Origin of the sequence: Serratia sp. M24T3 (assembly GCF_000257645.1) — a bacterium.
In the GTDB taxonomy this organism is placed as follows: Bacteria; Pseudomonadota; Gammaproteobacteria; order Enterobacterales; family Enterobacteriaceae; genus Rouxiella.
The window spans coordinates 26,652-52,239 of sequence record NZ_AJHJ01000025.1; the positions used below are offsets into that span (position 1 = coordinate 26,652).

31 protein-coding genes are annotated in these 25,588 nt (G+C 49.6%); 9 read left to right on the forward strand and 22 right to left on the reverse strand.

Translation table 11 applies throughout. The annotated features are described in order from the left end of the window. Window positions 1-16 precede the first annotated feature (16 nt). Window positions 17-736, reverse strand: coding sequence for a fatty acid metabolism transcriptional regulator FadR (gene fadR, locus SPM24T3_RS17055; protein ID WP_009638039.1), 720 nt, complete (start codon window positions 734-736; stop codon window positions 17-19). A 263-nt stretch (window positions 737-999) separates the two neighbouring features. On the opposite strand from fadR, the gene dsbB reads away from it, so the two are divergent. Next, complete coding sequence (gene dsbB, locus SPM24T3_RS17060) at window positions 1,000-1,530, forward strand: disulfide bond formation protein DsbB (RefSeq protein ID WP_009638040.1); 531 nt, start codon at window positions 1,000-1,002, stop codon at window positions 1,528-1,530. A gap of 80 nt (window positions 1,531-1,610) precedes the next feature. Here dsbB and SPM24T3_RS17065 read toward each other — a convergent pair whose 3' ends face one another. Continuing rightward, window positions 1,611-2,468 carry an SDR family oxidoreductase gene (locus SPM24T3_RS17065; RefSeq protein ID WP_009638041.1) on the reverse strand — a complete coding sequence of 286 codons (858 nt, stop codon included), beginning with the start codon at window positions 2,466-2,468 and terminating at the stop codon, window positions 1,611-1,613. A 189-nt stretch (window positions 2,469-2,657) separates the two neighbouring features. Here SPM24T3_RS17065 and SPM24T3_RS17070 point away from each other — a divergent pair, with 189 nt between their 5' ends. The 3 genes from SPM24T3_RS17070 to iraP all read left to right on the forward strand — a co-directional run bounded on the left by SPM24T3_RS17070 (window position 2,658) and on the right by iraP (window position 4,140). Further along, complete coding sequence (locus SPM24T3_RS17070) at window positions 2,658-3,044, forward strand: helix-turn-helix domain-containing protein (RefSeq protein WP_009638042.1); 387 nt, start codon at window positions 2,658-2,660, stop codon at window positions 3,042-3,044. Window positions 3,045-3,416: 372 nt separating this feature from the next. Next, window positions 3,417-3,557, forward strand: a complete 141-nt coding sequence (locus tag SPM24T3_RS25750; protein WP_192807957.1) for a hypothetical protein — start codon at window positions 3,417-3,419, stop codon at window positions 3,555-3,557. Window positions 3,558-3,789: 232 nt separating this feature from the next. After that, window positions 3,790-4,140 carry an anti-adapter protein IraP gene (gene iraP / locus SPM24T3_RS17075; RefSeq protein WP_037378955.1) on the forward strand — a complete coding sequence of 117 codons (351 nt, stop codon included), beginning with the start codon at window positions 3,790-3,792 and terminating at the stop codon, window positions 4,138-4,140. A 132-nt stretch (window positions 4,141-4,272) separates the two neighbouring features. On the opposite strand, the gene SPM24T3_RS25170 is transcribed toward iraP, so the two are convergent. From SPM24T3_RS25170 to SPM24T3_RS17175, 19 genes are all read right to left on the reverse strand, one after another. Beyond that, the gene (locus tag SPM24T3_RS25170; protein ID WP_009638045.1) at window positions 4,273-5,880 is read right to left on the reverse strand and encodes a hypothetical protein; all 1,608 of its coding nucleotides are present in this window, start codon (window positions 5,878-5,880) and stop codon (window positions 4,273-4,275) included. A gap of 104 nt (window positions 5,881-5,984) precedes the next feature. After that, window positions 5,985-7,595: a hypothetical protein gene (locus SPM24T3_RS24320; protein WP_009638046.1), complete on the reverse strand. Its 1,611-nt coding sequence runs from the start codon at window positions 7,593-7,595 to the stop codon at window positions 5,985-5,987. A gap of 94 nt (window positions 7,596-7,689) precedes the next feature. After that, window positions 7,690-7,968 (reverse strand): hypothetical protein, encoded by a 279-nt coding sequence (locus SPM24T3_RS17095; RefSeq protein WP_009638047.1) that lies wholly within the window; start codon window positions 7,966-7,968, stop codon window positions 7,690-7,692. A gap of 1 nt (window position 7,969) precedes the next feature. After that, window positions 7,970-10,180 (reverse strand): hypothetical protein, encoded by a 2,211-nt coding sequence (locus SPM24T3_RS17100; protein WP_009638048.1) that lies wholly within the window; start codon window positions 10,178-10,180, stop codon window positions 7,970-7,972. 57 nt (window positions 10,181-10,237) lie between these two features. Then, a complete protein-coding gene (locus tag SPM24T3_RS17105; protein ID WP_237713104.1) occupies window positions 10,238-10,957 on the reverse strand; it encodes a hypothetical protein in 720 nt (239 codons plus the stop codon). Window positions 10,958-10,981: 24 nt separating this feature from the next. Continuing rightward, complete coding sequence (locus tag SPM24T3_RS17110; RefSeq protein ID WP_009638050.1) at window positions 10,982-12,109, reverse strand: baseplate J/gp47 family protein; 1,128 nt, start codon at window positions 12,107-12,109, stop codon at window positions 10,982-10,984. Window positions 12,110-12,113: 4 nt separating this feature from the next. Beyond that, the gene (locus SPM24T3_RS17115) at window positions 12,114-12,479 is read right to left on the reverse strand and encodes a hypothetical protein (RefSeq protein ID WP_009638051.1); all 366 of its coding nucleotides are present in this window, start codon (window positions 12,477-12,479) and stop codon (window positions 12,114-12,116) included. Between the two features lie 11 nt (window positions 12,480-12,490). Continuing rightward, window positions 12,491-13,087: a phage baseplate assembly protein V gene (locus SPM24T3_RS17120; protein ID WP_009638052.1), complete on the reverse strand. Its 597-nt coding sequence runs from the start codon at window positions 13,085-13,087 to the stop codon at window positions 12,491-12,493. Beyond that, window positions 13,084-14,199, reverse strand: coding sequence for a type IV secretion protein Rhs (locus SPM24T3_RS17125; protein WP_009638053.1), 1,116 nt, complete (start codon window positions 14,197-14,199; stop codon window positions 13,084-13,086). The genes SPM24T3_RS17120 and SPM24T3_RS17125 overlap by 4 nt, the downstream gene beginning before the upstream one ends. A 2-nt stretch (window positions 14,200-14,201) precedes the next feature. After that, window positions 14,202-15,248 (reverse strand): hypothetical protein, encoded by a 1,047-nt coding sequence (locus tag SPM24T3_RS17130; protein ID WP_009638054.1) that lies wholly within the window; start codon window positions 15,246-15,248, stop codon window positions 14,202-14,204. Window positions 15,249-15,258: 10 nt separating this feature from the next. Next, window positions 15,259-17,100 (reverse strand): hypothetical protein, encoded by a 1,842-nt coding sequence (locus SPM24T3_RS17135; RefSeq protein WP_009638055.1) that lies wholly within the window; start codon window positions 17,098-17,100, stop codon window positions 15,259-15,261. Window positions 17,101-17,384: 284 nt separating this feature from the next. Next, the gene (locus SPM24T3_RS17140) at window positions 17,385-17,762 is read right to left on the reverse strand and encodes a hypothetical protein (RefSeq protein ID WP_009638056.1); all 378 of its coding nucleotides are present in this window, start codon (window positions 17,760-17,762) and stop codon (window positions 17,385-17,387) included. 13 nt (window positions 17,763-17,775) lie between these two features. Continuing rightward, entirely contained in the window at window positions 17,776-18,207 is a 432-nt protein-coding gene (locus SPM24T3_RS17145; RefSeq protein ID WP_009638057.1) for a hypothetical protein, read from the reverse strand. Between the two features lie 47 nt (window positions 18,208-18,254). After that, a complete protein-coding gene (locus SPM24T3_RS17150) occupies window positions 18,255-19,811 on the reverse strand; it encodes a phage tail protein (RefSeq protein WP_009638058.1) in 1,557 nt (518 codons plus the stop codon). 58 nt (window positions 19,812-19,869) lie between these two features. Next, window positions 19,870-20,085: a hypothetical protein gene (locus SPM24T3_RS17155; protein ID WP_009638059.1), complete on the reverse strand. Its 216-nt coding sequence runs from the start codon at window positions 20,083-20,085 to the stop codon at window positions 19,870-19,872. 16 nt (window positions 20,086-20,101) lie between these two features. Next, entirely contained in the window at window positions 20,102-20,896 is a 795-nt protein-coding gene (locus tag SPM24T3_RS17160; RefSeq protein WP_009638060.1) for a hypothetical protein, read from the reverse strand. Window positions 20,897-21,017: 121 nt separating this feature from the next. After that, complete coding sequence (locus SPM24T3_RS17165) at window positions 21,018-21,311, reverse strand: hypothetical protein (RefSeq protein WP_237713106.1); 294 nt, start codon at window positions 21,309-21,311, stop codon at window positions 21,018-21,020. A 428-nt stretch (window positions 21,312-21,739) separates the two neighbouring features. Next, window positions 21,740-22,348 (reverse strand): hypothetical protein, encoded by a 609-nt coding sequence (locus tag SPM24T3_RS17170; RefSeq protein WP_009638062.1) that lies wholly within the window; start codon window positions 22,346-22,348, stop codon window positions 21,740-21,742. A gap of 85 nt (window positions 22,349-22,433) precedes the next feature. Further along, window positions 22,434-22,640 carry a hypothetical protein gene (locus tag SPM24T3_RS17175; protein ID WP_009638063.1) on the reverse strand — a complete coding sequence of 69 codons (207 nt, stop codon included), beginning with the start codon at window positions 22,638-22,640 and terminating at the stop codon, window positions 22,434-22,436. 297 nt (window positions 22,641-22,937) lie between these two features. Here SPM24T3_RS17175 and SPM24T3_RS17180 point away from each other — a divergent pair, with 297 nt between their 5' ends. The 5 genes from SPM24T3_RS17180 (at window position 22,938) to SPM24T3_RS17200 (ending at window position 25,047) form a co-directional block, all read left to right on the forward strand. Next, entirely contained in the window at window positions 22,938-23,618 is a 681-nt protein-coding gene (locus SPM24T3_RS17180) for a LexA family transcriptional regulator (RefSeq protein ID WP_009638064.1), read from the forward strand. A gap of 371 nt (window positions 23,619-23,989) precedes the next feature. Further along, on the forward strand, window positions 23,990-24,256 hold the full coding sequence (locus SPM24T3_RS17185) for a hypothetical protein (RefSeq protein ID WP_009638065.1): 267 nt from the start codon (window positions 23,990-23,992) through the stop codon (window positions 24,254-24,256). Window positions 24,257-24,348: 92 nt separating this feature from the next. Beyond that, window positions 24,349-24,585: a hypothetical protein gene (locus SPM24T3_RS17190; RefSeq protein WP_009638066.1), complete on the forward strand. Its 237-nt coding sequence runs from the start codon at window positions 24,349-24,351 to the stop codon at window positions 24,583-24,585. Window positions 24,586-24,641: 56 nt separating this feature from the next. Continuing rightward, window positions 24,642-24,839: a hypothetical protein gene (locus tag SPM24T3_RS17195; RefSeq protein ID WP_009638067.1), complete on the forward strand. Its 198-nt coding sequence runs from the start codon at window positions 24,642-24,644 to the stop codon at window positions 24,837-24,839. Next, window positions 24,832-25,047 carry a hypothetical protein gene (locus tag SPM24T3_RS17200; protein WP_009638068.1) on the forward strand — a complete coding sequence of 72 codons (216 nt, stop codon included), beginning with the start codon at window positions 24,832-24,834 and terminating at the stop codon, window positions 25,045-25,047. The genes SPM24T3_RS17195 and SPM24T3_RS17200 overlap by 8 nt, the downstream gene beginning before the upstream one ends. Window positions 25,048-25,107: 60 nt before the next feature. Here SPM24T3_RS17200 and SPM24T3_RS17205 read toward each other — a convergent pair whose 3' ends face one another. Beyond that, window positions 25,108-25,557: a YcgN family cysteine cluster protein gene (locus SPM24T3_RS17205; protein ID WP_009638069.1), complete on the reverse strand. Its 450-nt coding sequence runs from the start codon at window positions 25,555-25,557 to the stop codon at window positions 25,108-25,110. Window positions 25,558-25,588: the final 31 nt, after the last annotated feature.

Sequence of the window (25,588 nt, forward strand, 5' to 3'; positions counted from 1 at the left end):
TAAACTGTCACTCGGCTTAACGGCGTTGATCCGCTAAATCTTTGGGCATGGCAAGCTGCATACTGTGCCAAATCGCACCGCTTTCCTTACCGTAACTGCGCACGCAGTCGACTATTTGATCAAACTTTTTCTCTTCACAAATAGTGGAAAGCTGCTGATAAAAATCAATTGCCAGCTTGCGGGCAGCCGGATTGGAGAAATAGTAGCGCCCAACGCGAGTGTACAGACCGCGCAAGCCGTTAATAATCAATCCGTAAATCGGGTTACCCGACGCAAATGCCAATCCGCGGAAAATGCCGTAATCAAGTTCGGTAAACGCTTCTGAGGTATCGTCCGTTACCGAGGCTTTGGCCAATACCTGCTGTGTTTCTTCAGGATTGGAACGCATTGCCTTGCGAATGAAAATAGTCGCGATATTGGTTCGCACAGACAACAGGTTGTCGATCAACTGTGGCACGCTTTCATGATCGAGACGGGCCAGTGTTTCCAAAATATTGAGATTCGAGGTTTCCCAAAAGTTGTTCACTTTAGTGGGTTTGCCGTGCTGAATAGTCAGCCAGCCATCACGCGCCAAACGTTGCAACACTTCACGCAACGTTGTACGGGTGACACCAATAAGTTCAGAAAGCTCTCTTTCTGCTGGCAAAATAGTACCTGGAGGAAATCGGCTGTTCCAAATACTTTCAATAATATATTCTTCGGCAAAACCGGCAGGACTCTGCGCCTTTATAACCATGTTTGTGGCTTTCCGTTACAGCTTCTTCAGCTGTCTTTTAAGAAGTTATAATTCAGCTCATCATACCAGATGAAAAACTTCGGTTATAGCTTCTGTTCCTTACTTATTAAGATTGGTTTGGACGAAATGTGCGTTGTATAGCGGTTTTGTGCAACATATCTTCTAAACATTTAGCAAAGACATTTTTTCCCTTAAGTCACTGGCAGTTGGGGTAAATTGGTTTACACTGCCTGTCGATAGTTTACTGCATGGAAGATAAACCTATGTTGCAATATCTTAACCGTTGCTCTCAGGGGCGCGGAGCTTGGCTGTTGATGGCATTGACCGCACTTGTTCTAGAATTGGCTGCCCTGTATTTCCAACACGTGATGTTGTTACTCCCTTGTGTGATGTGTATTTATGAACGTTGCGCCCTGTTTGGCATTCTTGGTGCTGGCATCGTCGGAGCCATTGCCCCGGCAACCTGGCTACGTTACGGCGCGATTATTATCTGGATTTACAGTGCCGCCGAGGGCCTGCGCCTGTCATGGCAACACACTATGATCCAGCTACACCCGTCACCTTTTGTCACCTGTGACTTTGCTGCCCGTTTTCCAGGCTGGTTGCCGCTGGATAAATGGCTGCCGAGCGTGTTTGTAGCAACGGGTGACTGTGCAGAGAGATCCTGGACCTTCCTGACACTTGGCATGCCGCAGTGGCTGGTAGGAGTCTTCGGCGTATTCTTGCTGATTGGCATTCTGGTCGCGGTTGCTCAATTTGTTAAGAGCCGTCGTCGGGATTTGTTTTCTCGTTAAACTAGTTCTTTGAACATATTAAAAGGCTTCTCTTGTGGGAAGCCTTTTTGTTACTTTTTATAGGCTGCGCAAAATCCTGATCACAGCGATTTAAGGGTAGTGGCAATCACGTCCTGATAAGAACCCGTGCCGTGCCCAAGCAAACGACTTAACGTTGCGCTGTCATCAAACAACGCGCCTTTACTGGCACCGGCATCTGAGTCCGCCAGCATATCCGCCAAACCTTCCGGCAGCCCTGCTCCTTTCAGCGCCGCAGCGAATTCTGATTCAGATAAATTCACATAATTTACCGTTTTGCCAGACTGCCGCGCGATTTCGGCGGAAAATTCGGCCAGCGTGTAGCTTTCATCCCCAGCCAGTTCATACACTTTACCTTGCTGAGAATCGGCCAAAATCACATTTGCTGCAGCCTGGGCGTAGTCTGCGCGGGGAGCAGAGGCAATTCTTCCATCGCCCGCAGCCCCTATAAACGCGTTGTGTGCCAATGCGGGCGCGATGCTGGCGGCATAATTTTCGGTATACCAGCCATTTCGCAGCAGCACAAAAGGAATGCCGGAAGCGCGCAGAGCGGCCTCAGTATCACGGTGCTCGCGTGCCAGCGACAATGGCGAATTATCCAGATTTAACAAGCTGGTGTAGGCAATCAGTTTCACGCCCGCGCCTTTTGCCGCATCTATTACCGCCTGATGCTGAGCACTGCGCTGCCCCACTTCGCTTGAGGAAATCAACAGCAGCTTGTCGACTCCTGTAAACGCCGATTTTAAAGTTTCAGGCTGACTGTAATCAGCCTGGCGAACGACAACACCTAACTGTTTGAGATCCTCAGCTTTCACCGGATTGCGCACCGCCGCAACGATTTCACCGGCAGGAATTTTCTTGAGTAATGCTTCAATGACTAAACGGCCTAACTGACCTGTTGCACCCGTAACTGCGATCATAATGTTCTCCATAAGTTGAACTTTGGCCACGCTAAATTTTGCATAGAAATGAAACTTGCAGACTCAGCACACCAGCTTGCCCGAGGTAATTGATGTTCACACCTTGTACGGCAGGCACTATAAAATATATACTATCCAATAGTAAGTACTTACGATTTTGTTAGTATTAAATTTGTTGGAAATAAACCTATGAGCGACAGCAATATAAATAGTATTCAGAAAGTTAGGCACGGGAAGTTGCTGGATATCAACTGCCCTTCTCGGCAAGTCTTGCAGCATATTGCCAGTCGATGGGGCATTTTGGTTTTGATCGCGTTAGACAAAGATACTCTACGCTTCAACGAATTGAGAAAGAAAATTGTCGGTATCAGCGAAAAAATGCTGTCACAAACGCTGCAAACTTTCGAAAAAGACGGGTTCATTCATCGCACCATGCTGCCGGTGATGCCACCACACACTGAATATTCCCTCACCCCCTTGGGGCTGGAAGTCTATCAACAAGTCATTCAATTAAGTGACTGGATAGAACACAATTTACCTCGGGTACTTGAAGCCAGCGGTAACGACCAAGAATAAATATTGATCTAAAAAGGAAAGTGATAATAAATTTCTTACTGATTATTTATATGTATTAATAAGTCATCATGCGGATTAACTCTCTTTTTTATCTCTTACGTAAAGTATGAGCAGGACGAATAAAACCCTTGTCCAGAACTAGTGTTTATTTAACGAACGCTTACAAAGAGTTTACATGCGGAACAATAACTAAATGGTATGATAACCAACGCTATCATTAGCATATGTGTGTAAATTTTTGGAAATTCTTTCCGCCCACCTTTTTGGTGGGTTTTTTTATCTCTTTTTTTAACTCTTTTTTTTAAGATAAAGTTGATAGATAAAAACGTTGAATATTGGATACTTTCAATATGAATTTATTGGAGGTAGATCATGAAAAATGCATTAAAAGCGGTTAGCGTTATGCTGGTTATTGCTTCACTGAGCGGTTGTTTCTGGCCAGGTTATTATCACGATGGTCATCGCGGCGGTGGCTACCACGGCGGCGGTGGTGGCGGCTACTATCATCACTAAAACAACCTAGCATCGTTTAAACAGCCTGGCTCTGAAACATACCATGCTAAAACCCACCTTTTGGTGGGTTTTTTTATAGGATTTGCGCAATGAGTGTGATGCTTCGCTATCATAAAAGACATTGTTTCTGGCATATTAAGCTTTCCGTAAAAGGACTCGCTTAGTAAACCTCAGAGGTTATGTCACCTCGGTGGTTTAGGATTGCAGTTAACCATTTGATCCAAGGGTATTTATGAGAAACGTCATCATTCACATGCTCAACAAAATATCTACAATGGATGCAGCATCTAAACAGCTTACTGCACAGGTTGAAGCACAATCCCTGCTGATAAGCGCGCTGATGCTGACGATTGGCAAAGAGGGAGGCCCTTCAGAGATGATAGGCAGCGTAAGTAAAGCCATCAACTCGGTGCTCGCCTCCTCGGATGATTTGATTAAATCAGATGCTGAACTGTTATTATCCAAATTCCAGGAACTACTTGAAATGACTTCATTGATTGAAAAAGCCGATGAAACTATCAGCCAGCAATCAATTGATAATTTCGCCTCTTTAAAAGAGGAAGAACCTAAAAGTCCGCTGTAAGAATGGCAAACCAGGGGGCGAAATGCCCCTTGGTGACAGCAATATTCTCTGTATCGCATCGGCTGGTTTAGATATTGGTTTTCAACAGGGCGGATTATTTAACGCGTTGGAATTCAAACGGTAATGTAATATCTACGAGAATTCCTCAATGATCACAATGCCTGATTTACCGGCACTGCCTGTTTGCGCTGTACCAGAACTGGAATATGTACCACCGCCGCCTGATCCGTAAGCTTGCCCGACAGAGCCAGAACTTGAACCCGCGCGACCGCCCCCGCCCCAGAATGATGTGCCGCCGTTTCCTGCAAAGACAAAAGTACCCGACTGACCATCACTGCCATAGCCACCGCTGATATTAATGTCCCCGCCTGAAGATGCCCCTCCCACTCCTCCGGCCGATGACGCTGTAACACCTCCGCCGCCACCGCCACCTCCGTAACCAATCAGCCCCCCATTGAACGAGGACGGGTTACCGCTGCCGCCACTGACACTTGCTCCTGCAACCGAAGTGCCACCAGCACCAATGATGACTGGATAGGTAGAACTTTGGGTAATCGCCATGGTCTTGATTGCCGTTCCTCCGGCACCGCCCCCAGCACCAGAAATAGTTTGTGCTGTCGTCGTTCCCTGACAACCACTGCCCGCACCACCGCCGCCAGTAACGGTTACGCGGATCATTTTGGTGCCGGCAGTTGGCGTGTAGGTGCCACTGGCAGTAAACACTTTTGGCGCCCCCAGCAGCCAGCCTTTGAAGGTTCCACTGCCAATACCGAGGTTGGCTAATTGAGCACCACTTCCGGTCGTACTCATCAGAGACCAGGCAGAGAGTGTCGCATTCCATTTAAGCACCACGCTGCCACCGGAGACAATTTCTCCACCCTTTAATGCGCCGCCGCCTACGCTGAAAATAGGGCTTACCGTCAGGCCATTTTGAGAAAATGTAGAAGCTCCGGTATTGCTAAAGGCCGCTTTGAAGGTCAACTCCATGCCATCGGTCAGAGAAGTTATCGCCGGGCTGTAATCCACCCTATAGACGTTGGCAGAGCCAGTATCACTACCGTGGGTCAGTAATTTTTTCTGAATGCCATCAACCAGACCCGAGGCGGGAATAAACGGCGCGCTGACTGCCAGTGAGATATTGGCTGTGGTAATTGTGGTCGCCCCCGCAGGAACGGTAATGACCCAGGCGGCAGTGTATCCATTATCAGCAGCGGGTGTGACTTGTGTCCCGGTAACGGCTGCAACACCGGCCTTAAGTGCGATTGAACACTCTCCAGAGCGAACGGTATCCTGCGTTGCACCATTTCCCTCCGGTCCGCTGTAAGCCACCGAGGGATTCCCAGAGTTGTAATACGGTAAAACCTCAGAATCGGTGTCGATGTCAGTATAAGTGACCTGGACAAGATAGTTTCTTGACTGGCCCGTGATTGCTGGTGCAGATAAAGTAAATGAGGTAGCAGAAAGAATCAGCCCCTGCTTAAGAATTGAATTAACGGTATCGGCATCCAGCGAGGAATAGGCCGTACCATCAATGTTTTCCAAACTATAAATTTCACCTTCGGCGATATTGACAGTCATCGAGGCGGGCGACGATGGCGTACATTCCAGTCCTCGAAGATAGGTTGATGAACCCATTAGTGACGCTGATAATTTAGCGAGACCAATCATGGTATTTTTATTGGTGTACAGCAGGTCTTTATCAAGCGGAATGGCACCCGGATAAACTATTTGGCGATCCATTTATGTCTCCAAAATAAAAAACCCGCCGCAGCGGATTTATGATTTTTAAATTTATTCAAAAAGTTGGCACAGACTTTCTTGTGGCTGTTTGTTGGCGTGTGTAATTATGCGTATTCCTCAATAACCACGATGCCCGACTTACCCGCACCGCCGGTAAAAGCAGTTCCGGTTAGTGAAGCATCATACGCACCACCACCGCCAGAGCCGAAAGCCACTCCAGCCAAACCCACCACGCCATCTGAACTGCGACCTCCACCGCCCCAATAGGAGCTGCCGCCGTTTGCTGTTAATAAAAAAGCACCGTTCTGCCCGTCGTTACCATATCCACCATCAATATTTATAACTCCGCCAGCAGCAATTCCGCCTGAACCCCCCGCCGCACGGGTAACGGAGACAAGTTTTGCCCCTTCGCCCCCCAGTGCAGAATATAATCCAGCAAAAGAGCTGGTACCGCCGGTAGCTGCAGATGCGTTACTTGCGCCCGCGCCGCCCTTCCCGACCGTAATGGCGTAATGGCTAACTCCGGTTAGCGTAAAATAAGCGACGACTGTGGCCCCGGCACCACCGCCGCCGCCGGAGAAGGATTGCGAAGTAGTCGTGGCATTCGCGCCGCCCCCCCCGCCGCCACCGCCTGTTAAGGTGATTTTCACAAATCGGGTCCCCGAGGTCGGCGTATAGGTACCACTGGTCGTATACACTTTAGGTATACCCAACAATCCCCCTTGCAAAGATAACGAGCTCAGCCCAAGATTGGCTAATGAAGCCCCAATTCCCGTTGAATTAATCAACATCCACGCGTCAATCGCGGCATTCCATTTAACCGTAGCGTAGCCGCCGGAAACGATTTCACCACCCGCCAGAATTAAACCCGCGATATTCACCAGTGGCGAAGCTGATAAAGAATTAACGGCCAAAGTGGTTCCGGCAGTATTGCTGCTATTTGCCAGGAAGGTCAGCTCCATGCCATCCGTCAAAGCAGTAATTGCGGGTGAAAAGTTTACGGAATAGGCATTGGTCGCGCCGGTATCAACACCGTGTGTCATCACCTTTGACTGTGCAGCATCAACTATCCCCTTGGCCGGGAGAAAAGTTGCATCAGGAGAAACGCTAATGTTAGCAGCAGTAACAGCCGTTTCACCCTGGGCCACAGCAATGATCCAGGCTGCGTTATATCCTTCATCTGGCAACGGCGTAGCTTGAGTGCCGGTTAATGCCGCAACGCCTTGTTTTAATGAAACGCTACATACGCCGGACCTGACGGTATTTTGCGCAGCGCTTGATCCAGCAGGCCCACTATAAGCAACGGTTGGATTCGCGGTATTATAATAGGGCAAAACGGTAGCGCCGGAATCAATATCACTGTATGTCACTTGAACAAGATAATTAATTGAATGACCCGCAGTCTCCGGGGCCGATAGGGTAAATGATGTTGATGAAAGAATAATACCTTGTTTAAGAATTGAATTGGTTGTGTCTGCATTAATTGATGAATACGCGGTTCCATCTATATTTTGCAGACTATATATTTCGCCTTTAGCAATATCAATGGTCATTGCGGCAGAATCGGATGGCGTACACTCCAACCCTCTAAAATAGGTCGAGCCGCCCATTATTGATGAAGACAGTTTGGCCAAACCTATTAAGGCATATTTATTGGTATTTAATAGATCTGTTTCAAGCGGAATTGCGCCTGGATAGACGATTTGGCGATCCATTTAATTCTCCGGGAACAGCAGTCATTAAGTTAAACGTGTATTCAACAATTTGATTAACTACTGATATCAAAAATAAAGTGAATAGGAATTAAAATTAAGAGTCAGAAACTAGGCTCATTTGCGGGGCAAGCATGCTGTTGAATATTCTTAACGCCCGCAGCTCTTTGTTCTCTTCAGTTTCGACTGTACCCAATACTTCGAGAAGCATATCAGTACGAGAGTAAATTGCGGTTTTTTGATCCGCATCAGAATATACTGTAATGACTAAAGGGTAAGATGCTCCATCAGATGCCCCTACACTGGTAATATAAGCATAGCAGCTAGAGGTAACCGTAGTTCCCGCATAAAAATCACCGAACAAATAGTTAGCCATTTTACATCTCCCTCCTGGAAGTCACAGTTATTAGAGCATCTGAGCCATTAATGTTTGCCGTAAGATTAAACCCGGATACATCCAACTTGAAATAGGCCAAAGTTGATTCCTCGATACTTATAGATGTAGTAGTAACCCTTATCAGGGCTTTTGCATACTGGCTTATAATTGATGTTCCGATTAATACCGTATAATAGTCTGGATAGAGATCATCTGTGGCAGCAGGGAATGACATGACCGTGATTTCTGTACCAACTACGGCATTATAGCTTCCCTTGGACCCATAGAAAGCGTTGTTTCGAATTTGAACATCTTTATCGATAATTAAATTAGTTGGATAGAACTCAAATACCGGACTATTGCCATATAAATGCTTAAGGTACCAATATGACGAAGTGGTCCCCCCCGCAATTCCAAGTCCTCTCCAGTTAATTGCGTCAACGACAGCATATGAGTTAGCACATAAAATAGTATTGGTGAAAAGATTGTGACCACTAATTCCACCTACATAAGTTGCTGCGATATTACATTTAGAAAAATCGGCCGTTCTATTTGAAATAACAATATCAAAATAATTAATATTAACCGCTGACGTCAGTGCAATAGCGCTAATTGTTGCAGACCAACTTCCAAAGGTTATTGTGTCTCCGACTGTGTAGTCAGAGGTTCCATCTTTCTTATTCGCACTTTCGGTGATCAGTAATACTGGATTACTATCATTTTGAACACCGTTGAACATTAGTGATGATAAGGCATATCCAGAATGAGTTCCACTGGTGAGCTTATCCCCGAATTCAACATCATAAGCTCCAGAACTAGACAAGTTTGTTAAAGTAAGAGACGATGCCCATTGGCCATTATAGTCATAAGTTCCGCCTAAAATTTGGCTGTATTGACTTCTGTCTAGAAATAAGACACCGCCATAGCGGTTATTTGCACACCAGTTAATCTCAACCTGCAAACATTCGCCATTGCCGCCACCATTTCCAGTACCTCCGTGTAAAACGCCCACATAACCGTCTTGCCAGTTTTCCCCACTAATATAGCTCATGCCACTTGAGAATATTTGCCCGAGATAGTCTTTATAACCAATAATAAAGTTTCGTAAAAAACCTATATGTAGATGAGAAGTATTAATCGCGGCATTGGTGGTGCTTATAGCGGAAGCGACTCCTGCACAATCCATTGCATTGACATGAAGCTTATAAGATTCAATTTCATTGTTTGCTGGAGGTACAAAAACTGCCTGAGCATTCCACCAGTTATCAGGTACTGAAGGCCACCCGGTAGGATCGACTTGCACGATGTTTAAATAAAGCGATGCGCCCAAACGCGTTTCCTGCCCAGAAACCACAGGATCATGATAGCCCGATAACAGGGTAATTTGACTTTTAACCGAGTATATACCGTCACCACGTACCTGGTCAGTGTGGGCCACAAAGGCTGCCGAAATAGCATAGTTTATTGCAGCAGAGTCATCCGCAGAACCATCCCCCATCGCGCCAAACATTTCCGGGGTATAGTAATAATCAATAACACGTTTCCAATACCATGAGGAATTAACCACACAAACAGAACCATTATCTTCTGTGACCGTGCTCTGAAATGGAACAGCAACGAATTTTCCCCCACCTTTTGCAGAGCCGGTTGCAGCCTTATCATAGTAAGATTTTAAAAGTATGGGTTGTCCAGCATAGGATGGTACAACCTGTTTCAGTGCGGCATATGACGCAACCTGCCCGGTGTATTTAAATCCCTCACTGGTAGCCAATTCAGAACGAAAGACTGAATCACCAACAACGGCCCAGTATCCTTCGCCATAGCCATCGTCACCAGGGCTGGAACCCGCCGCCACCGTTTTGGGGTAAGCCCCCGTCCAGTAGTATAAGTTTGCACCGTCATTGATCTGGTCAAGAAGAGAAGTCAGCGTTGCCCCGTCTGCAAAGGTTTTACTGCCTTTTATCGCAGCAGCCAATGTCGCCGATGTCTCATTCGCAGAGTTTTCGGCCTCGGCTGCCGCCTGCTGAGCAAGCGTAACCGCATTCTGCGCCGAAGTACTGTTTGAGGCCGCTGTGTCTGCCGATTGTGCAGCGCTTAAACTGTAGCCATTGATCTCGTCAATCTTGGCTGTAACCGCGCTGTCGAGATCGGCTTTATTGGCCAAATCGTTTAATTCAGCCGCGGTCAAAAGTTGACCATCAGTAAATGCCATTGTGATTCTCCAGTGGAGGGAAATAAGTGTTGGATAATTGTTTTGCGATGCACGCCATTACCACTGCGAATATTCCAGCAGTAATGACTCATCGAGGGTGAAATCAATCCCCAGGCGGGGATAGCCGTCAGTGCGATGCGATAATATTTTGACCCACACCAGCGTGCCTTCCATTTTCACCGAGGCAATAGCCTCATAAATCTGCGCATCCGTTATCAAACCGCTGATCATGTCTTGCGAGGCGTACTCGCCGCGTGATGCGTCGCTATAACCTGCCGAAGCGGCGTTGTAACCGGCAACATAGGGAATTCCCGAACCGTCGGGCCGATAAGCGGTAACGAAAGCCTGATAAGGGATCAGGATGGAGCCATATCCGCCCGCCAAACCGTAGGCGAGAGTCGGGCTTGCGTAGGCCCCCGTGTCCTGCGGTCTTGAAGGTTCAAAGATGTCGGGAGACTTGCCGGTCAAATCCTCAAGGATATTGATTATCGACTGGCGCGTCCCTCGTTCGCGGAACAGGTTGGTGTGGATGGTATTGCGAAAAAGTTCGTCCGATTGGCCAGCAGAACGGCTCAGATTTTTACCGAAAAAATCATAAGCAGCGATATCCAGCCAGCCGTCGGTCGCCGTGTTGATACGGGTTTGCAGTTTTGCATACCGGTATAGTGAATAACACCAGGCCAGCGACGTGGCGCAGCCGGTGAGGATCGCATCTCTAATCGGGCTGCTGTCCCCATACCAGGTCGGAGGAATAAGCGCCTTGAGACGACTTAACATATCTTGGGAATCGCCCGTCGCCATTTAGCTCACCGAAATTGTGCCAGCGCGAATAACCTGACTGGCGGTTGCTGTTAAGTCATCGGCAGAACTGGCGTTCAGCGTGACCCCGGTTACGTTGGTGACATACGGGCTGGCGCCATAGGCAATGGTGGCCAGCTGGGTGAAAGGCAATGTTTGCCCCAAAGCCAGTGACGCGACGTATGACTCCAGCGCCGCGTCGACCAATGCCACCACCTCGGATCGCACGGCGGGCGCGCTCAGCGTGAGGGTCATCGCGATATTGGCGGTGACCAGCTCAGGCGCAAAGACGCTAAATGTGACCGTAAACCCGCGCACCGCGTCGATCGCGCTGTAGGCCTGCCCCAGAAAGGTACTTGACGGGGAGCCACTTCCGTCGTCCACCACGGCATAGAAATAGCCAGGCTGAGACAGGCCACTGTAGGTCTGATTTTCGGTCAAGGTGTAGGTCACGCCGTTTTGCATACTCGACAGCGCGTAACCAATTGCCGACAGGGTCGATTTCGAGAGCGAGGCAATCCACAGCACAAAACGGGCCCGAAAATCGGTATCGCTTTCTGCATCTTCGCCACTGCCAAACGTCACCGTATTAGTCACCGTATCAACATATTGAATCGAGCCGGAGATCACGGTGATCGTTCCCTGCTGCGCATTTCCCGCCGCACCCGCCGTCACGGCCTGTACCGGCACACTGACTGACGCCACGCCGGCAGCTAACACATAGCCGGTTTGTGTCGCGTCATAGGCGGCATTAGTGGTATCCGTAGTGACCAGATAGGCCTGCGTGCCGTCGGTGGTAGACACTTGAGTGCCGACCGGAATTACCGCCTGATTGGTCGCAGTAAAGCGGCTGAACACCACTTGCCCCGTCGCTGCCGTAGCCGCGAGGCGGGTAAAGCTGAAATCCGCCATCCAGCTATCGAGATCATCGCCCGAGCTGGTTGCGGCGCGGGTTGTCACCAAAAGATCTACGATAAGTTGCTGGATCCACATCACTACCGCTGAGTTGGATTCAACAATCGATCGCAAGATACTGCCTATTGCCGTATCCACCAGCCCGGCAGCTGCACCCTGTAGTGCGGTGACCTGATCGCTGACCAGTGTTGCAAATGTTTTTAAATTGAGAGCCACGCGATTACCTCGTCACGTCAAAACTAAGAGTTGCAGGAGTGCCGGTTGTTGCGTCGGTGTAACTGGCATAAACGCTAACGCCCTGATCGATAATGGTCAGCGTAATGGTGGGCGTCGGGTCTTGCGCCACCGCATCCTCGAGCAGCATTTGCCCAAGGATCAACGCGGTCCATTCATTAATGTTGACTGATTCACCGACTTTTTGGCCCAGACCTGCGCCGTAACTGGTGTGAAAAATATAATCTCCGGGGTTGGTCATCAGCCGCCGGAGAACCCGCTGCTTGCCGCGTTCGGTACTTTCGACCGGGCGCAGGTCTCCCGTCGGCGAGGTGCTCAGGTCACCGCCTATATAGTGATAAATATCCTTCATGAATTACCCGTTTAGTTGATTTGCTGGTTCGGACTTGCGGTGTTGCTCCCCTTGCCGTTCTCGATATGGGTATGGCCGTTATAAGTAGTGCGCAGAGTGTTGACCGATCCCACCGCCTGGTTCTGATCGTAAATGTCTTTAACTACAGTCAGGTTTTCATCAATCGTGACGTCGCCACCGGTGAAGTGATGAGCGGGCGCGGTATAGGTGATTTTTTTGGGCGAACTGACCAGCACTTGCCCATCGTTGGTGAATTTCAGCAGCGAGCCGGACTGATGCACCAGCCAAAACTCACCGGACGGCACAGACGGTGGCCGGTCGATATCGTTGAACAACTGCCCTGCGACCACACCGTTGCCAATGTTGAAAGAGTCAGGTTCAATGACCACTACCGCGCCAATCACCGGCCCTGCCACCAGCCCCCAGCCGTTACCAACCCAGGGCGATTGCAACGGTATCCATCCTGTTTCTTCACCAGTCGGTTGTAACTGAACTTTGACGGCGTAAGCATCGGGATCGTAAGCGGTAACAATGCCCTGCCGCGTGCCGGTGTCCCCTGCGCTGGCCTGCATCGCACGCCCCGCAATGGCGTTCATTAGTGCTTTCATGATGAAGTTTCCAGTGCCGGGCTATGGTTTTTGCCGGAAATCGACATGGTATAACCCGCGTCCCAGCTCAGTGAACGATGCACGCTGTCGCAGTAATAAGTCTGGTCAAACGGGCTTTGCGTTCCTTCAATGCGGATAAGTGTCTGCGGCGTGAGCAGGTTGTCCCCCGCGGTCGAGGCGGTGAACTTCATTTCATGCTGCGAGATACTTTTATAAATCGACATTGCCAATGCATCGGCGGTCTCCGGCGATAGCCCGTTACGGACAATGCTGTAAAGCTGCGGCTGAGCACTGGTGCTGGTGCTGGTGCTGGTTGCCGTAGTCTTGGGATAGGTGGCAACGAACTGCCTGTTTTTGCGCTTTGAGTTCCAGCTTTTCACTTCGACCTTGATGCCTTTTGAAATCGTCAAGGCGCGGCTAAAATGCAAGTCGTCCGAAACATTACACTGCGGATAAGCCAGCGACCCCGGCGGCTGCCAGCGGATCACATAGTTTTTAGCCTTCGCGGGGTCAGGGATCGGCTGAAAATACAGGCTGTTACCGTCCACGTAAGTGGTGTAGCCCTCAATCGCCGCCAACTGGTTGAGCAGGTCCCATTCGGTCTGCTCGCCGGTGAGATGCGCCGAGTCAATCTGGTAGAATTCACCAAAACGCCCGCGGGTTGCCGTCACTATCGGAGTCAGTCCGTGACGTTGCGCGAGCAGGCTGGCAATCTGCGAGCTGGTGTAGTTCTTGAAGCTCTCTCCGGCTGACTTGGCGTCAATCAATAGTCCGGTAAAATCGCGCCCGCTGGCCGTAATTTCAAAATGCGCCGGATTGAACTCCCAACTGTCAATATTGCCGACAATCAGCTTTTTCTCGTCCGTGCCCGAGGCGGTCGTCAGCTTTACCGATAGCTCAACCTTGATGGTGGTCTGGGTGGACCAGTAGCTGAGCAATCCCATTGCGGCTGGAAGCGCCGACGTTGCCAACGTCAGATTGAATGTTGACGCCGATTTGAACGAATTACTTTCTACGTCAAATGATACAAAAGGTACCTCGACGCCGTTTAACAGGCATCGCCCACCCACGCCACGCGCATTGGGCGTCACTATCGGGTTGTTGATATCCATAGTTAGCTCGTTTCAATTTCGCTGGTTGGATTGGAGGGAATTGACACGGTGTTGATACCGGTGAGAGTGGTATCGGTAAAATGATTGGTTATGTAAAGGCTAATCCACTTGGAGACGTCGTCGTAATATTCGGAGGCCAGCTGGAAAAGGTTGCCGCCAGAATGGGTAATAGTCTTGACACCGTCTGCGGTCTGGCCGGACTGAACGTTTTTGCTCAGCCTCCCAAGCACACTCTGCAACTGGTAAAGCGCGGGTAGCTGTACCGCGGTTTGAGCCTGAGTGGCCAGGTTGGTAATGGTTTTTGAGATAGGATTCCCCGGAACCAAACCGCCGAGCGTGGCAATGCTGTTCGCCTCGGTTTCAACCTGGGTAATCGACTGACTGACCAACTTCTGCGCGGCGACTATCGGGCGGACCACCGTTTGCACCTCATCTATCGTCGCCGAGGCAAAGTTTTTCACACCGTTTATTGCCGACTGCACGGTACTGACTGCGGTCTTCACCTCACCTATCAGTGAAGTTGCCTTGGTGGTGGCGCCTTTGACCGACGAAGAGCCCGCAATACTGGCAAGATCCAGTGCTTTGCCAAGGTCGCTGTTCACCAGCGCATCCAGCGCACCGGTCAGTGTATCGGCGCGAACCGGTGCATCTGTTCGTTCAACGATCGCCACCTCGAGGGTATAAGGTCTACGATAGATAAACTCGAACACTGGCGTAAAACGGGTGATCACTACGTTAAAGCTATAGGTTCCCAGCGTAAGCTTCAGCACCTTTCCGGCGTCACGCATATGTTCCAGCGTGGTCACCCGGTCACCCGCCTTGGCACCGGTAATAATGCCGGACCAGCTAAACGCGTCGTACTCAACGCCGAGCACGTCGATGACGCGCTTACCGCCAATCAATTGGTGAATGACTGTTTTCTGCCTGGCCGGAATCGACATACGTTCCGGGACTTCAAAATCAGCAAACTGGAAGTCCCCGAGTTTGAGTCGGGTCGTGGTCGTGTCTGTCGCCGGGGCCAGTTTATTCAGTACGCTTAATACCGACATATAAACTCCGTTAATTGGTCGTTAATTTGCTTACAGAGCCGGGTAAAATACCGTAGAGAGAAGCGTCGTAACCGCTGACGCTATTTCTGGGTTTCGCGGCTTCCCTTGCGAGATAGGTAGCCGTGCCCTCGCCGACCTTCTTGCCATCCAGAATGGAGTTAACCTGAATAGTAATAGGCTGCTGCGAGGCGGAAGGCACTTCTGGAAGTTGGGATAAGGGAGATATTCCGGGCTTGGGAGACAAGTCTTTTAGATTTACATCGCCATTGTAATAGGGCAGCTTAGGGTTATTTAACGCCCAATTTCGTCTTTTAACCCTGTCAAGTTCAGCCATCTCTTCGGACTGTGTCACGCTATGGCCCGCATAACCTACGCCTGCAACCACTAATGCAGGTGCCGCGATATCAGCCACAAAAGGTAAGGCAACGTCTTCCAGAATCGGCAACGCCGCTCTTCCCAGCGCCGGCAATTTGTTTTTTGCCACATCGATGGCCATACGGCCAAGATAGCCTCCGGTTCGTTTAAGAGGACCGCCAAGCGCCAACGCTTTTTTCTCAAGCCAGGATTTAACACCGGGGACTTGATAAGCTAAATATCCCCCCAAACCCACCTTATCCAGTAGCGGGTGTTTATCGATAAAGTTTGCAGCGTATTCGCTGGCTTTAGCCTGGCCCTGATTGATTTTTTTAAAAATCGGCATAATTCCAGTCTTTTCTGCAGCCGATAACTGAACATCCGCCTTGGCCTTTTCAACCTGATCTTTCGCGAGCAACAGCTGATTTGCAGGATTATCGACTACCGACTTAACGCTCATGGCGCTGTCATAACTGGGTTGCGTTTTATCGATGGCGTCCATTATCTGGTTATAGACTTTTGCTCCTGCGCGGCCAAAAAGAATGCCGTTCTCACGCTGCATATCGGCTGAACTGTTGATACCGTGGGCTTGGTAAATGGTTTTCAGCTGCTGCGTGTAGCTCGATACGTCTGAATTCTGCAGAGCATGTAGACTCGGTGACTGCCCCGTACCTTGCGCATTGCCGATGCCCAGTCTTAAAATTTCCCGACGAGAATTCGGTAACAATGGCTTCTTGCCGTTAATAAAGTCGGAGGCTTTCTGCAAACCGCTGGCCGTCTCATCACCGCCGAGGTCACTGATAACCGGTTCAAGAACGCTGAAAAGCGCGTGCAGGTTTTGGTTGTGACTGGCCACACTTTTGTTGGCGAGAAATGCCTCTGTTTTCTTCTCATCGATAGTCTGGCCGGTGCCCTGAGTATATTTAAAAACGCTATCGACTATTTCGGTGGCGCGTTCCGGGTTGTTTAGCGCGTCCATTGAGGAAACTAAATCATTGATAGTATTTCGATTATCATCTTTAGAAGCATCGTAGGCATCATCACTCAATTTAGAGGCGACGTCATAGCGCGAGAGTATCGGCACCATCATTTCAGCCGCTTGCAGAGACTTGTCTTTGGTGAGCCCAGGGTTAAAGGTTTTTTGCGCGTCAGCGAGAATACTCATCCGATCTAATCGAGAAGTGCCGGGAATATAGTTGTTAAAAACGTCATCTTGCGCCTGTTTGATCTGCGGCTCACTCACCCCTCGCGTTCGCATACCCGCCAGCAGCCTTTCATAATTTACGCCTATATCATTGACCGCGCTGAGTTTGTCATAGGTATCCTTACCTTTTCCCGCAAAATCTTTTAACTTTTCCCATTTGGACTGGATACTGTCGTCAGATTTTTTTTCTTCTTCAGGCACTTCATTTTCTGGCCTGTTGCCCGGCGGGCTGTTTGGCCTCCTCTTGCGATTCTTGCCGCTTTCGCCGCGACGGCCCCTCTTTTTGGACCCCATAGACCACCTCATGCGTAGCAATAAAAAACCCCGGCACCATGGCCAGGGTTGTTGATAACCGTATCGAAGTGCGAGCTTTCTGGCCGGAGATTTCTGCCGGTATCGTCAGCTCGGCTCCTCAAACTGTTTTGTCGCCCAGTTAAACTTGTTGCCCTCAAATTCGCTAAACACGATAGCCATCGCGAATCTTTCATGTGGCAAAAGTTCGGTGATGTTGAATACGATATGGAAAGGAACCCCATTTTTCATCAACCAGCATTGATTGCGAAACTCGGGGTTCCGGGCTAGTTTTTTGCGGCGTTATCATCCAGCTGATTAGTGTTTTCTTCACCCATTTGCTGGAACATAAACTCCTGCACTGCATTCAAACCGGCCTTGCCCAATACGCTAAGCATGCCGTTGATTTGCAGTTTGTTGGTAGGAACGGCATATTTCTCACCGTCAATCTCCTCAACCCTGGCTGCCGGAAAAACGTACATGTTCATGTAAGGCATGTTCACCGCGTCTTCTGCACCCGCCGCACAAAATACTCTGGCCTCCTGAACGGCATCCAGCTCGCGAATTTTAATCACCCGACCGCGTGCATCAGTCACAGCGCTGCCCTCTTCCTGTAGCGGCTTCAGGTCTCTATCTTTACTTGCGTGAACGTTTAAATTGGCCATGTGTTTCTCTTAATCAGGATACGCGGATGCGGCGCTGTGCGGTGAAGGTCATTGACTGGCGAACAGTCTGATCGCCCGACTTCTTGCCCGGTTCGCTGAAGTGGACCTGCACGTTGGTATAACGCCACACGCTGACTGAACCATTCACTTCTTCGACGGTTTCAGTAATGGTGCCCGCCGCGCGGTTAACGCCGTTGTAATAGTCGGCTTCCCACTGCGCCCACCAGGCGTCGAGGGTTGCATCCTGCCGTTCGGCTTCGATGGTCCCGCTCCAGTTTTTGGGGATCAGCAGTTCATCGGTCAGGCCAGTCAGCGGCGTGATAACCAGGCTGCTAACGCTGGGTTTGGCTTCAAAGCTGATAACCTGCGGAATACGCAGAGTTCCATAGGCGGTAACGATATCGACTGCGATATCGCGGCCAAGAGTGTATCCATTTTGCGGCATAGTTTTGCTCCGAAAAGAAAACCCGCCGTAGCGGGTCTATTGAGTGATTAGTTGGACGCTGAATTAGAAACCGAGATGGAGACGCTACCGCCGCCTTCGAGGTTAATCAGGAAATAACGCACTACGTTGAGGTATTTGACGGCGACATCGGCTTGCATGTAACCGAGTGCTACCTGAGAGTCTGAGTTATTGGTCGAATCCAGAGTGACAGAGAAGGACGCGCCGCCGTTCGGGTCGCCAATCATCCCCTGATCGTCAAGGTTTTGCAGGAACGCCTCAATAGTGCTTTTGGTTTCACGACGCAGGTCGGCAGTCTGGTTTTGGCCTACGACATCGCCAAAGCTCGCCGCCAGAGTCAGTGACAAATAGTTGGTCATGCGAGTGTAGGTATCATCATTCTGACTGGCGGTGGAGCTGGTATTACGGCCAGAGCGGATACCAAAATAATTGCCACCCGGGCATGGGTTGGTAATTACGTCCAAACGTGCCGAGTTGATTGAACCAATTTCTGACAGCGAGTAAGGCTGGTTAGCCAGACTGCGCTGGGTAGAAACGATGGTGCTAATCGACTTGTTGAGAGTTGACACGCTCGGACTACGAGAGGCGATATTGGCCGCCTCGAAAGTTGCCGGTTCAACCATGCGGGTCAGGCCGTTAACGCTGTCCAGCCAGTAGGTCCAGTCGCCGACCATCGCCTTGAAGTTCCAGCTGTCGACACCGGCAGCGGTGAGCAGAGTTGCCGCAGTGGAATAAGTGGTGCCTGCCGTGAACTGCGAGACTGCGTAGGAGCCTTCGCTGGCGGCAAAGGTATTCACTGTCGGCCACAGGGTCGAGGTGGTCAGACCGACCAGATTGATCACCTGCGAGTTGGTGCCGCGAAGAGCGTACATGCCTTTACGGGTCGTGCTGCTGCCGTCGATGCCAATCAGCATAGTATCGCTAATAGAATCAACACCATCAGTGCCGCCCACCAGTGTGTAAGTCGCCGTTACGTCCGGCAGTGCAGTACTTGAACCCAGGGTCGCAATGGCCAACTGGCTTGCGCCGCGCACGCTGGTCTGACCGTTATTCACCGCGCTGACCAAATTCGACCAGAAGGCCGCACCGGTACCGGTGATGTTGTCGAACACTTCGGCGGTTTGCCCAGGCAGATAAATAGTCAACTTGTACGAGTTGGCCGCGGTGCCGCCAGTAATCATCGCCTGAATGCTGTTACCGGTAGTGCCGCTGTAAATCGCAGTCAGCGTAACGCCGGCAACCGGGCTGCTTGCCGCATCATTTAACGCAACGCTGGCGGCAATGTCGGTGCCGTCGGTGACACGAACGCAGTTCAGATTAGTCGCCCCCAACTGTAGGGAGATCGCTACCGCAGTGGCAAGATCGTATTTACGGTTCTGCTGACTGCCAATATACAGCGCCTGATCGCTGGCTGAACCAATCTGGAACGGGCTGTTAACCGGGCCCCAGCTCGCGATACCAACCAGCCCAAGGCCGTCAGTAGCAACGCCGTTAATGTATTGCGTCGTGGGTGCAACAACCTGGACGTATAAGTCTGGCGCGGTCAGCGCAGAGGTGTTCAAACTGCCAGCTTGATAAATCGGCATGGCTATCTCCAAATGAAAACCCGCTTCAGGCGGGCTCTGGTGTTAAATGAGAGGGGTTTTATGCTGCGCGTTTAATCACATAGACAGCGAGTTCGCCAGCGAGAATGTCTTTAATTTCATCCTCATCGGTTATCTCGTCGCCGACCTGATAATCTGCAAATGCAAAGCGGGTGACCAAGATAAAGCCGAGGCTTGAAGCCACTGCTGCCGAGGATGAAGCTGCGCTTGCGGGCGCAATAGTGCCTGACGCGTTAACGTCATCGGTATCTGCCATGATTACTCCTGATAATTTAGAGGGGTTGGGTGTAGTCGTTGATGCTAATAACCGGTGCCACTACCTGTGGCGCCGAGAGGGTTTGCGAGGTGGCGTAGTTCACCGAAAAAACGATGTCGCGCCGGTAAATCTGGGTGTCCTGGGAAAACATCGAGCGGGAATAAATCATAAACGCCGGCAGGTTGTCAGACAGCTGTAGATTGCTGTTTATTGACAGTCCTGAATCCAGCGCACTGCCTAAACTATCGCGCAGCGCGGTAGTTGGCGCCCAGACAGTGACCATGAACTCCTTGGTTTGTCTGCGTAGCTCGCGCGCCTGTGAACCGACTCCCCCGATTCTGGCAATAATCTCAATCGCCTGCGGTATGGAGATGACGGCATCAACGTTGCTGGCGGCAGGGATAAGCGTCGACATCGCGGTGGCAATTGTCGTCAGCGTGTCATCGGACTGCACGGCGTAGTGATACCCGGTGCCATCGACCAGAAGGTAAACGTTCTGCGGCGTCGATACCGTGCCAGAAAGTGTGACAGATGAATCACTTACCGTCGCAACGATCGTGGGGTCCCCGCTTTCCACTTCCCGATAGGGCCGCCCCAGCGCGGTGGGAATTTTTTGCTCTCCATCCAATGGAAATACCGAGATGTGTGAGGTTCCGGCCAGAATGTCAGTATTAAGCACACTATGTACGGGCCAGCCTGCGTAAACATTGAGTGCCGTGCCGGAAATGCTGGCCGAACTCGTGCCGTTTGGGTAGACAATTGCGGCTACCTGCGCCGCAATGACATTGAGTATTTCTGATGGATCAGCCATATCAGGTTATTGCCTGCATTGCGGTTAAGCGCCATTACATGTTGTGAAGCTCGGCGCGGGAAATGACATCACGTCAATGAAGTCATCAGTTGGAAATTAAATTCTGCGGAGTTCTATGACGTTACTGGGCGGCGGAATTGTCTTTTCTGGAAGAAAGATAAGTGCGAAGCATTTCAGTACGCTTCTCGTCCTCGTTCTGTTTTGCCTTAAGAGCCTGTCGATTGCCCAGGTAGGAACCAAACGACAAAAGCGCGCCAAAGATGGCACAAAATACGTAAATCCACTGTTCAGTGGTCAACCCTGCCGCGCTGGCCAAAGCTGTAACCGTGGCCCAATAGTGAGTCCAAAATCCGTCACCGTTTTGGTTCATCTCATTGTCTCCAACGCCAACCGTTGTTAGGTGTGCTGTAGTCATAAAAAAAGCTCACCGAGGTGAGCCTTAGAGTTGGATATTTCGCATACGTAATGAGGAGAGTGCTTTTAAATAATCGCCCTTGTTAAAGGGAGATTAAAAAGATTGTAGGGTGAGCAATAAACGTAGCCCGATTTTGCATACGAAAAAGCCTCTGCATTTCTGCAAAGGCCTCTAAATTTGTTCGGCGCTGAAGTTTTAATGAAATGCTAAAACTTAAACCGTTAATTTGTCACCGTACTTTCTATTACCGTGTTTCTATTACCGTATTTTAATTGGTGTGCTTTTAATTACTGTACTTAGATTGGCGTACTTATTTACTGCGGCTTTACGGCGGTGATTTGCTGTCGCTTTAATTTTCAAGCTTAGATGAAATATACAGCTTCATTTCTTATTTGGCAATCTTTTTTTAAATAAATTCCTAATTAATTTTAATTGTGGGTAACTTCTACCTCTAAAAGGCGCTTCATTGCAAAAAACAACTCTTCCTCCAGTATCTCTTCACACCACGTCACGCGCTTTCGGGCAGCCTGAATATCAAAGCCGGTGTGGTAGTTAATATCTTGCGCGATATTTTGGACTGTGCGGCGATCGCAATAGCGTTTAATAGCAATTGAGCGAATCGGACTATCGCGCTTAATTTCTTTATGCATCACTGATTCGACAAAAGCCGCATCCTCGGTTTCTGAAAATGAAGCGAATATGCCGTTTATCGAAGCACCAGGCAGGACTATCCCTCGCGCAACGTTGAACAGCTCTTCACCCCGATAACCCCGGCTGTAGAGATCTTTTACGACATTAATAATTCTTTCGGCCTGATCGTGGCTCCATTCGGAACGGATCATCAAGCGGCCTATCACGTTGACACAACCTGCCGGTGCATCATCGCCTCCTAAATGCTTGCCCCATAGAGACAGCATGTAGCGCGTCCACACTCGTTGAGAAGGGGTGATGGTCTTGCGACCACGACACCACACCCGGCGCAAGTCTGCTTGTTTTAAAATCATCGGCAGTGTGTAAATGGCGTCTTGTTTTCTCATTTATTTCTCCATTATTGCGAAAACTTGATGTTGACGTTGCCTCGGTGCATAAAAATACGCGGCAGAACTGTCAAGAAAGAATGCATCAAATGATTTTTCCAAGGGCGCTCAGCCAGCGACTGCTAGGTCTGGGGCGCCGAGGGGTTTCTTCAAGATACGCGGACACGCTCCAGGACAATCTGTCTGGGTTAAGTTGCCTGCGGGTCTGGATGTTGCGCGATTGATACTGGAGGATTAATTCGTCGGCTTCTGCCGAAGTGAGATCATCATAAAAAAACCAGCTTCGTTTCATATGGCCCCCTTGGCCCATGCCTGGCGTAAAGCTTTACCCTGTTGGTTTGCTCTATTGATTTGGGCTTTAACAGGGTCTTGAATTCTTTAAATTCGCTTTGCAGCGACGTAGGACATGAGGTCCGTTGTTTAAAGAGCGAGGTGGCAAGCCAGTTTTTTCAGTCGAGAAGCCTATATCTCCGGGTTGGGCTATTTTTTAATCGCAACTTCCGATATGCTAGCGGCAACCCAATCTCGTACTTTAAGTACATATTACAATTGTACTGAAAGTTTTTACAAGAGGTTTATTATCGTACTCATGGTTCGAACTGAAAAATTGCGTGAAGAATTTGCTCAGAGGCTTGCGCAAGCCTGTAAAGATGCTGGGCTCGACGAACACGGACGCGGGATGGCTTTATCCCGTGCGACAGGCCTTTCATCGAAAGGCGTCAGCAAATGGTTAAATGCCGAATCGTTACCGCGCCCCGCAGTGATGGCAGAATTGGCCAAGTTTCTAAAAGTTGACCCGGTGTGGTTACAGTTAGGAATTACTACCGGTGAAAACAGTAACGTTTCAAACTTCAGGCCATACACCCGTGGGGCAACCTATCCGGTACTCAGCAAGGTGCAGGCCGGAGCCTGGGACGAAGCCATTGAAGCCTACAGTCTTAAAGAAATCGATTTGTGGCTTGAATCAGAAGCCCATATACAAGGCGAAGGATTCTGGCTGCTGGTTGACGGCGATTCAATGACCGCGCCAATGGGCCTGAGTATTCCTGAAGGTACTTTCGTTCTCTTTGATACGGGTAAAGAAGCCACCAACGGAAAACTGGTGGTCGCTAAACTCACGGACTTTAACGAAGCGACATTCAAGAAGTTTGTGATCGACAGCGGGCAAAAATACCTTAAAGGGCTTAATCCTGCATGGCCAATGGTTCCTATCAACGGTAATTGCCGGATTATTGGCGTCGCCGTTGAGACCAAGCTTAGGCTGCTGTAATCGGCCTGTTTAAATAGTTACTACGCCCCAACCCAGCCATTGTGCTGGGTTTTTTAGGCCCCTGCTCTTTCATTTCACGACCTCATCCCCTCAGCAGCAATTTTCAAAAATAAATCCCTTACCATTCAAAAGTTAAACCAAAAGTTCATTTTAAATCACCACATAAAGTACTAAACACCCTTGCCAATATCGTACTATTAGTTCAATATTTATTATCGAATGGGAATTGGCGACCGCATAAAGTCCCTTTACCTCAATCAGCTCTTTAGAACGGTGCATATCACACCCACGTGGCTGAAAAGCCAATCAAAATGCTAAGCAACCATTTGGTTCAGCAAGCTATTTTTCTCTACACGACCCAGGAGATCAACATGACTCGCAAGACTCCATTTAATGGAACAGCGGCCACTCGACGTCGCGAAAGCCGCCAACATTTGCAAACGCTGGCGGTTAACGACTTCAGCAAAGAATTGAATGTTACGCCGGGACGACCCAGCCGTGCCGAACTCAGCTGCAAGCGCAAACCGGTAAACCGGGTTGATAAAGCGTTGTCAGTCCGCGAGACGCGTTATTACCCCAGCGCTGACAATCTTTGCCTGCCTCAGGTCGCCCTCTTCGCCGTCGCGCCTCGAAAATAGCGCGTTTCCCGTTACCGCGAACAACGACATCACACACTGAACGCCGCCTTGAGCGGTTTTTTTTCGCCTAAACAACTGATAAGGATGGAATTATGACTATCGATAATGGCGGGCAAGCCTTTGCGCGGCCCTACAGCAAAGACGACTGGCTCGAAGAGCACAACTATGCGCAAGACGGTATGACTCTGCGCGACTATCTGGCAACCAACGCCATGCTGGGCGCGATTATCACACAGGGTAGCGCGATGACTTCATCTAACTATGGCGACTTGAGTGAGGCCGCATACGCCATCGCCGATGCAATGATTACGGAAAGAAATAAGTCATAAAAACATGGCGAGCCTCGTTGAATCGAGGCTTATTGCCGCGGGTAAAAGAGGTTTCAATGAACAAATTTGATGAGTATATGAATGAATACATTGAAGATGTTAGCGGAAGAATAATTAAGAGAAGGCATTCAATGAGCCTGCCTCGCGTTGAGTTTATCAGAGCGTTTTTTGATGATGTCTATCAACGGGGTTACGACGAAGCAATTGAAAATAAAACGATGACAGTGAAAAGCAGGAGGCAATCTCATGGCTGATATTATTGACGAGGCAACCGCTGAATTTGAGCATCATCTCAATGCAGCAATAGCTAATCGCGCTAAACCCACCCCGCCTTCCACGATTTGCAAAAACGGCGACTGTGGTGAGAAGTCTTTGGCTGGCACAAGTTATTGCTGTCGTGAGTGCAGAGAAGATCATGAGAAAGAGCTGTGGGCCAGGAATAATCGTAAGATATTCCGATGATGGCAATGGAGTTTTATAGTCACCAAATGGGCCAAACTTTAGCCCATTTTGTTTATTAATTTATTTAGCCCACTGCGGCTTGTTGAGGATGTGATCTTGCCAATCCACCACGTCGTCTTCGCGAACGGCGATATGGCGTACCGAAATACGCGCACCGTGCATCGCTGACTTGGAGTCTTTATTTAGCAGCGGATGCCACGGCAGCAGATCTTTGCCCTCACCGATAAGACGATAAGCGCAGGTAGGCGGCAGCCAATCAAACTTGGTGAGATTTTCACGAGTCAGTTTGATGCAGTCTTCTTCGAGTGCAAAGCGGTTTTCGTAGTTGCGACACTGGCAAGACTTGATGTTCAACTGGTTGCAGGCAACGTTGGTGAAGTAAATCTCGTCCGTGTCTTCATCAATTAACTTATGTAAACAGCATTGCCCGCAACCGTCGCACAGTGCTTCCCATTCTTCATCGGTCATTTCAGGCAGCGTTTTTTGCTGCCAAAAAGCGAGTTGAGACATAGTGACATCCGGTTTTAGTAAAATGAGGGTG